We start from the raw sequence: 1,196 nt of genomic DNA, 5'->3' as shown, positions 1-1,196 counted from the left end.
GATCAAGCCTCTGACTTCCTGGAACCTCATCCAGAACTTGAACGACGCTCTCAGCTATCTGATCTCGCCAGTCGCCGTAGAGGTACGACAGAAGCCACTTACCTTTCGAGTGGTATAGTCTTCCCCGGGGCTGCTTCCGAGAGAGAGCCAATACCACCGGCGATTCGGCCACTTTTCGATCGATCGGAATGTCGCTGAGAAGGCGATCATCTAGGCCAGATATAACGAGATGCAATCGAACGCCAGCCAAGTCGCGCTGATCAACCGCAGCACCTCTAAGTCGGTCGACCAGTTGCTCAGGATTAGAAGCAAACCGGCTTTGGTGACGCTTGAAGATATCGAGCAAACCCCAGCTGCTTCGAACCAGCCCAGTTTTCAAAACTGCATCCAAGGCGCGATTCGGAGAAAACTCCGAACCATACAGATGGGCTAACCAAACCAAGTCAATCAAGGATTCCGACCGCAAAATTTGAATAATTTCGTCCTGCATATTGTCGTCGTGCTTCACATCTCGCCGTGCAGCCACAATCCCGATCGCCTTCTGCATCCAGCTCGAATCTTGTGTCAGCAGCGACAGTATGAGCTCCTCACGACGTCGGGAGTGGTCGGGAAGATTCGCAATAACACTTCCCATTGCACGTCGGACCAGCCAACTAGCCTCACCCACTTTATCAAAGCAAGCGGCCTCAAGCACATCCAATTGAAGGGCGACCGGCATATCCTGCAACGCATACCAGAGCGCCTCTCGAGTCCGAAGATCAACGGCCGACGCTCTATCGAGAAACCGTTGTGAGACGTCATCTGGTATTTGATCGCCGGGCAGCTCGCTCACGAAAATTTCCTCTGCGTGTCCCGATGGGTGATTTATATGCACTCGCTTGCCGAAATCGGAATCTCCTTCGACAAGTGCGGAAATAGCTGAGAGGCTAAGTACTGCCCCACGTTCCGCAAGGTCGTCCAATGCTCTACAGAAGACAAGCGTAAAAGGGCTACCCAATCGCCCATGAGCTGATGGCAGGTACGGTCCGGATGAGGCAATTACGGCAATACGCCTCGGGAACAACCCATCTCGCGTGTCCGCTACAGTCAGGGCATTACCAGCGTTACAGCAATCGAGTATCAAAATGCTGCGAATCGAGCAGTCTACCAGAGGTGCGGCAAGGACGTCTACTCGGAGCCGACCACGTCCCAGGTTG

At 53.6% G+C, this 1,196-nt stretch carries 1 protein-coding gene; it reads right to left on the bottom strand.

Features of this window, described 5'->3' with window-relative positions; translation table 11 throughout:
• The coding region (locus ACFWF3_RS36530) for a hypothetical protein (RefSeq protein ID WP_379318778.1) at window positions 1–832 on the bottom strand (832 nt) is incomplete at its 3' end.
• Window positions 833–1,196: the final 364 nt, after the last annotated feature.

The organism is Nocardia sp. NPDC060220 (assembly GCF_042727815.1).
In the GTDB taxonomy this organism is placed as follows: Bacteria; Actinomycetota; Actinomycetes; order Mycobacteriales; family Mycobacteriaceae; genus Nocardia.
Note: the sequence above shows the minus strand (reverse complement) of the source record. Positions and strands in the feature narration are given on the sequence as shown.